This window comes from Flavobacterium sp. (genome assembly GCF_043773265.1).
Lineage (GTDB): Bacteria > Bacteroidota > Bacteroidia > Flavobacteriales > Flavobacteriaceae > Flavobacterium.
The window spans coordinates 1-3,403 of sequence record NZ_JAYVFH010000051.1; the positions used below are offsets into that span (position 1 = coordinate 1).

Annotated in this window: 3 protein-coding genes; all 3 read right to left on the reverse strand. The window is 33.8% G+C overall.

What is annotated here, in order from left to right:
• On the reverse strand, positions 1-542 hold a 542-nt coding region (locus tag ACH2BO_RS02660; protein WP_395043211.1), incomplete at its 3' end, for a CoA transferase subunit A.
• A 197-nt stretch (positions 543-739) separates the two neighbouring features.
• A complete protein-coding gene (locus ACH2BO_RS02665) occupies positions 740-3,076 on the reverse strand; it encodes a penicillin-binding protein 1A (protein WP_395043212.1) in 2,337 nt (778 codons plus the stop codon).
• A 6-nt stretch (positions 3,077-3,082) separates the two neighbouring features.
• The coding region (locus tag ACH2BO_RS02670; protein ID WP_395043213.1) for a gliding motility lipoprotein GldH at positions 3,083-3,403 on the reverse strand (321 nt) is incomplete at its 5' end.

Genomic DNA, 3,403 nt, shown 5'->3' on the forward strand with positions numbered 1-3,403 from the left:
CCACACATACATGGATTGAAATTTCTTGCTGTTCCTTTAAAAATTAAATTTCCTGCTTCGTCACCTTTCCAAGCTTTTACTATAGCAAAATCTGCTTTAAAAGCGTGTTCCATAATGTGCATTTTTCCGTTAAATTCTCTAACTTCTTTTCCATTTGCTACTTCTGTTCCAAAGCCAGCTGGTGTAAAAAATGCTGGAATTCCTGCTTGTGCAGACCGACAACGTTCGGCTAAAGTTCCTTGTGGAATTAAATCTACTTCTAGTTCTCCAGAAAGCATTTGACGTTCAAACTCGGCATTTTCTCCTACATAACTTGATATCATTTTTTTGATTTGTTTTTGTTGTAATAACAATCCCAAACCAAAATCGTCTACGCCTGCATTGTTAGAAATACAAGTTAGATTTTTAGTTTTTTTCTTAACTAATTCGGCTATAGAATTTTCTGGAATGCCACACAGCCCAAAACCGCCAAGCATTATGGTCATTGTATCTTCTATTCCTTGAAGTGCTTCTTTTACCGAGTTTACTTTTTTATTTATCATAGTTTTAAACTAGTGTTTTAAAATTGATTTATGAAGTTTCTACGAACTAGCCCAGATTGAAATGGAAAGCTTTGCTTGAGGAAAATTATATTTTTTCTTGACCAAAAATTGCGACCAAAGGAAGCGCATTTTTGGGCTTAGAAAAAAATAATTTTACCAGCAAACTTGCAATAGAATGCTGGATTAGCTTCTAGAATTTATAATTCAAACTCGTCTGTGTTTTGTTCTTGTTCTACTGCTGTAGAATCGCGTCTTCTAGAGGTTCCGTTGCTGTATTTAGATGGTCCACCACAATCGACTTTTATTGACATTTCTTCGGGTTCTATAAAATCGTCTTTAGAGATTTGAAGGTCTTTGTCTGCATAACATTTTTTCATAAAAAATCCCCAAATTGGTAATGCTGCTGTTGCTCCTTGACCGTAAGTTATGCTTCTAAATCGTGCTGAACGATCTTCGCAACCAACCCAAACGCCAGTTACTAAATTGGGAACCATTCCAATAAACCATCCATCGGATTGATTTTGGGTTGTTCCTGTTTTTCCTGCAATTGCATTTTTAAACATATATGGATAACCTGTCCAGCGATTACTGCCACTTCCGCCACCATCTGTTCTAAGACGTTCTCCAGAACCACCTTCGGTAACGCCTTCTAATAATTTTATTACTGCAAAGGCAATATCTTTATTTAAAACATCGTGAGTGTCTGGGATTGGTTCGTAAATTATGGCTCCATTTTTGTCTTCAATTCTTGAAATAAATTGTGGTTTTATGTAAACTCCTTCATTGGCAAATGTGCTGTAAGCGCCAACCATATCTTGCACTGTAATATCTACTGCGCCAAGTGCAATTGCTGGTTGCACTGGAATTTCTGATGTTACTCCTAGTTTATGTGCTAAATCTACAACGGCTTGTGGACCAGTTTTATCTATTAATTTGGCAGAAATTACGTTTACAGAATTGGCTAATGCTTTTTTTAAAGTCATCATTCCTCGATAACGATTGTCTGAGTTTCTTGGTTCCCAATTTGTAGAAACATTGTGTCTTCCTCTTCGTATCATAAATGGACCATCTAGCATTACATCGCATGGAGACATTCCTAATTGTTCTATTGCTGTTGCATAAACAAATGGTTTAAAGGTAGAACCAACTTGACGTGCGCCTTGACCAACGTGATCGTATTGAAAAAACTTATAATTTATTCCTCCAACCCAAGCTTTTATTTGTCCAGATTGTGGTTCCATTGACATTAATCCTGCTTGAAGAAAATGTTTGTAATAACGAATAGAATCTAACGGTGTCATTGTCATTTCTTTTTGTCCGTCCCAAGAAAAAACGGTCATTCTAGTTTTTACAGAAAATGTTTTTATAATTTCTTCGTCAGACATGTCTTGGGCTTTTAAAATTCTCCAACGTTCTGAATTTCGCATTGCCTTATCGAAAATCTTTTTAGTTTCGGCAGAAGTAATACTTATAAACGGTGCATTTTTATTGCTTTTTTGTTGTTTAAAAAATTCTTCTTGTAAGTTTTTAATATGCGCTTTTACTGCATCTTCTGCATGTTCTTGAATTTTAGAATCTAATGTTGTGTAAATTTTTAATCCATCGCCATAAACATCATACTCTTCTCCGTTGGGTTTTTTATGTTCTTTTACCCAATTTTTCATATAATCGCGCAGGTATTCTCTAAAATAGGTTGCCGTTCCATCTAAGTGACTTTCTGGATGAAAATCTAATTTTATTGGTTTTTTTACTAAGAGTTCTTTGGCAGATTCTTCAAGATGATTGTTTCTTACTAGTTGACCTAAAACAATATTTCTTCGCGTTAAAGTTCTATCTGGAAAACGATTTGGGTTGAAACGAGAAGGATTGGTTAACATACCAACAATCATGGCGCTTTCTTCTATTTTTAAATCGCGTGGTTCTTTGTTAAAATATACTTTGGCAGCAGAGCGAATTCCGACAGCACCATTTACAAAATCTACTTGATTTAAGTACAATGCAATGATTTCTTCTTTAGTATATTGTCTTTCTAATCGAATAGCAATTATCCATTCTTTAGCTTTTTGAACCATTCTAAAAGGTAAAAATTTAGAACCTTCACCGTGAAATAATAATTTGGCTAATTGTTGAGTAATTGTACTTGCTCCACCATCTTTTCCTAGTTTTACTGCTGCGCCAAATGTTCTTTTAGCATCAATTCCAGAATGTTCATAAAAACGTTCATCCTCTGTAGAGACTAATGCATCTATAAGTGATTTTGGTAAATCTCTATAATTTATTGCTGTACGGTTTTCGTTGTAAAATTTGCCTAAAGTAACTCCATCTGAAGATATAATTTCTGTAGCAAGATTGGATTCTGGATTTTCTAAATCGTCAAATGATGGCATTGCGCCAAATAATCCCCAAGATGCAAATAGAAAAAATAGAAATACTGATGCAAAGCCGTAAAAGAATAGTCTCCAGAATTTTCTTTTGTAGTAACTTATATCTTTTACTTTGGCTGTAGTTTTTTGAGCGGTTTTATTTATTGCCATATTTTTTTATTCTGTTGATTCTATTCTAAATCCAACTTCTGTAATTCCTTTTAATTCTTTGTCTCCAACAATTTTGCCAGTTTGTCTTACTGCTTGTTGTATTTTTATTTTGTAATCTCCTTTAAGATTGAAAGATTGATTTTGTTTATAAAAAAGTTTACTTTCTTTTACATCAGAAAATCCATCGCCAAGTAAAGTTCCGTCAAGATTTGCCATTTGATATTCTAAAGTATCCACTTTTACTTTTTTATTTGGCTGTTCTAGAGAAACAATTAAAAATAAATTACTGTATGGAAAATCGTTATTATCTCTAATGTTTACAAAAAG

Coding starts and splice junctions, on each gene's coding strand:
- ACH2BO_RS02665 (WP_395043212.1), bottom strand. CDS start 3,076: ATGGCAATAAATAAAACCGCTCAAAAAACTACAGCCAAAGTAAAAGAT.